This window comes from Streptomyces sp. NPDC056160 (assembly GCF_042268205.1).
Classification (GTDB): Bacteria; Actinomycetota; Actinomycetes; order Streptomycetales; family Streptomycetaceae; genus Streptomyces.
Genome location: NZ_JBHJUW010000294.1, coordinates 1 through 3262 on the forward strand (window position 1 = coordinate 1; position 3262 = coordinate 3262).

At 66.3% G+C, this 3262-nt stretch carries 3 protein-coding genes; all 3 read left to right on the plus strand.

Features of this window, described 5'->3' with window-relative positions:
• Positions 1-107 precede the first annotated feature (107 nt).
• The 3 genes from ACFC02_RS42065 (at position 108) to ACFC02_RS42075 (ending at position 3081) form a co-directional block, all read left to right on the plus strand.
• On the plus strand, positions 108-380 hold the full coding sequence (locus tag ACFC02_RS42065) for a hypothetical protein (RefSeq protein ID WP_376368237.1): 273 nt from the start codon (positions 108-110) through the stop codon (positions 378-380).
• 182 nt (positions 381-562) lie between these two features.
• Entirely contained in the window at positions 563-1828 is a 1266-nt protein-coding gene (locus ACFC02_RS42070; RefSeq protein WP_376368239.1) for a ParA family protein, read from the plus strand.
• Positions 1825-3081, plus strand: a complete 1257-nt coding sequence (locus tag ACFC02_RS42075) for a ParB/RepB/Spo0J family partition protein (protein ID WP_376368241.1) — start codon at positions 1825-1827, stop codon at positions 3079-3081. Before ACFC02_RS42070 ends, ACFC02_RS42075 begins: the two co-directional genes overlap by 4 nt.
• Positions 3082-3262: the final 181 nt, after the last annotated feature.

Genomic DNA, 3262 nt, shown 5'->3' on the forward strand with positions numbered 1-3262 from the left:
CACGCTCACGCAGTTCGTCGGGGTACTTACGGGGAGCAGCCATGAGCGGCATCCTTCCGAGTCTTCGATGTCTCCATCAAACCCGGGGCGATTCACTTCTGGTCCCTGTGGCGGGCCGCCTCCTGGAGCAGCGCGACGGCTTGGCGCCCGACGAGGATGCGGACTACTGGTTCGAGGAGATCGAGGCGGTGCTTCCGCACTGCCGCACCCTGCTCCAGATGGTGAGCCTTCACCGCAACCTGGACGCGGCTGTCCGTGCCCTGGCCAAGCAGGAGCAGCAGACGGCCAGACCCGCGGTCCTCACCGGTGAGGCACGTCTCGCGCTGACCGTCGCTGCCGACTTCCTCAAGGCGGCGAAGGCGGCACCTATTACGACGTAATAGGTGCCGGGTCATGGACCGCAGGCATCATGGGAGAGAGGGTCTGGCCGAAGCGCACCTGTTCCGGCTATTACGCCGTAATAGGGCTGGGGGATCGGGTGCCGCGACCTGACGCATCACCAAGTCGTACTAAGTAACGTGTCGGTGCTGTAGTTGATCAATGACGTTAGTAAGGTAGCGCCATGAGTATGCCAGCCACCTCGAACGACCGAGTGAAGGTCGTCTCCAAACTGCCGGGATGGCTCCGGCAGAACCTCAAGGTAAGAACCGCACAGCTCGGTATCGAGATCCAGACCGCCGTCGAGCAGGGCATCGCGGCCTGGTGCGCCCTCGCCTCGGCGACGGCCTCGGTCGACACCGTCGGGGCCGAGTCCTTCTCCACCTTCCTGCCTCCCGGGCAGTGGGAGGAGTTCCGCGGGATCTCGGAGGACCGACGGGTCTCCCTCATTCAGGGACTCGCCCAGTCCGTTCAGCTCTGGCTCGACACGAACCCGGCCCCCGACGTACAGCGCCCGGACATCACCCGCCGCATCGTCGTCTGCAACCAGAAGGGCGGCGTGGGCAAGACGGCCATCACGGCTGGTGTGGGTGAGGCACTGTCAGAGGACTCCAACCGCCTGTATCCCGTACGCGTCGCCAAAGCCCTGGCTGCCGCCCTGCGGGTGGGCGACAGGGACGGCGACACGGGCGACACCAGCAGGGACCCCCTCGACATCGAGAAGCTCCCCGGCCGCGGTTTTCGGGTCCTGCTGGTCGACTTCGACCCCCAGTGCCACCTGACAAACCAGCTCGGGGCTGCTCCCCTGCCGATGAACGGTGACAGCCTCACCAACCACATGGCGGGGGACCCCAAGGGCGAGCTGCGGGATCTGATCGTCTCCATCGACGAGGACCACTTCGGAGGTCGGCTGCACCTGCTGCCCGCCTGCCATGACGCCTTCCTGCTGGACGTGCGCCTGTCCGCCGTGCGCGCACGGGAGGCCGCTCTGGAACGAGCGCTGACTCCGCTGGAAGCCGATTACGACGTGATCCTCGTCGACTGCCCGCCGAGCCTCGGCCTCAGCATGGACGCGGCGGCCTACTACGGACGCCGCCGCGACGGCGAGCGCCCCGGTCAGTCCGGCGCGCTCATCGTCGTCCAGGCGGAGGACAGTTCCGCCGACGCCTACGACCTGCTCACCAACCAGATCGAGGACCTCCGCAACGACCTCGGCCTCGACATCGACTACCTGGGGATCGTCGTCAACCTCTACGACGGCCGCCGTGGCTACATCGCCACCTCCTCGCTCCAGGGCTGGATCGACATAAAGGATCCGCGGGTCGTCGGTCTCATCAGCGACCTGAAGGAACAGAAGGAAGCAGTGCGCATGAAGCAGCCCCTTCTCAGTTACGCCCCCTCCTCGCAGCAGGCCATCGGCATGCGGGCCTTGGCACGGGAGATCTCATGAGCAAGGCCGATCAGCTCGGAGCGGGACGTTTCGGAGGAGGCGCCCGGCCGGTCAGTGCCCGACGTGCCGCGATCGGTGCGGCCACCGGCGTCCCCACCGAGGGGGTTTCCCCGCCGACCAGTCTGCCCGTTGCACGCATCAGCCCCAACCCCGAGAACCCGCGCACCACCCTCGGTAATCTGAGCGAACTCGCGGGCAGCCTCAAGGAGCACGGTCAGAAGCAGGCCATCACGGTCATGAACCGCGATGCCTACCTCAAAGCCAACCCGGACCGTGAGAAGGACCTGGAGCCCGACACGACACACGTCGTCGTCGACGGCAGCAGCCGCCTTGCCGCCGCCCGGGAGGCAGGACTCACCCATCTCCATGTGATGGTCGACGACGAGCAGGGGAGTGACGGCGACGCCATCCTCGAATCCGCACTCGTCGCCAATATCCACCGCAACGATCTGGATCCGCTCGACGAGGCCCGTGCACTGCAACGGCTCCTCGCCATCCACGGCTCACAGGTCAAGCTCGCCAAGCGACTGCGCAAGTCCCAAGGCTGGGTGTCCCAGCGCCTCGCCCTGCTGAACCTGTCCCCCCAACTCCAGGCAGCGGTCGGTGCGGAGCCCGTCGAACTGCTCCGGGCCGTGGCCAAGGAACCGCAGGAGCGGCAGGAGGCCGCCCTGGAAGAGCTGAAGGCCGAGCGGCTCCGCAAGGAAGTGGAGCGGAAGGCGGCAGCCGTCGCCCCAATGACTCCGGCACCGTCAGTAGCCCCGACGCCCCTCGGCTCGGACACGGACGAAGGGACCGAAGGGTACGAGGTTGAAGAACCGGAGAGCGAAGCGGGCGCGAAGAGCCCGGAGACTTTGGAGAGGCTACAGACCACCCGGGAGGAACAACACGAGGCCGACCCCGTCGACGAGGGAGAGCCGGACGAGCCTGAGGAGTCAGAGGAGCCGGACGAGTTGGACGAGCCGGACGAGGCAGTCCGGTCGGCCGAGCAGGTCGAGGCCATTCATTCGGTGGCCGTACGGTCCACTCCCGCTCAGGAGACCGTGCCCGAGCCCCGGTCCGACCGGGCTTCCGTTCCCGACCAGGACCTCACCGATGTCAACGGTTCCGCAGCCCGCCGACTGCCCTACGACAACGGGGCCTTCCTCGCCATGCACCTCATCCGCAAGATGAGTGTCACGGAGTTCGACCGGATGCTCGTCATCCTCAACAAGCATCAGCAGGAGCGTCTGGAGTCCCCCAGCAGCACCCGCTGAGCACAGACCGTCGTACAGGCCGTCCCCCTATTACGCCGTAATAGGGGGACGGCCTTATTACGGCGTAATAGGGGAGGGGAGGGGAGCGGCAGCCGTCTCCCCGGTAGTTGTCAAGTCAAATGAGACGTTCGCGGTGCTATGAACCTTGTGGTTCGGGTTGGCTTCGTTTCGCCGGGTCGTT

What these genes read in the sequence shown, in the direction of transcription:
- ACFC02_RS42070 (WP_376368239.1), top strand. Translation starts at nt 563, where the DNA reads ATGAGTATGCCAGCCACCTCGAACGACCGAGTGAAGGTCGTCTCCAAA.
- ACFC02_RS42075 (WP_376368241.1), top strand. Translation starts at nt 1,825, where the DNA reads ATGAGCAAGGCCGATCAGCTCGGAGCGGGACGTTTCGGAGGAGGCGCC.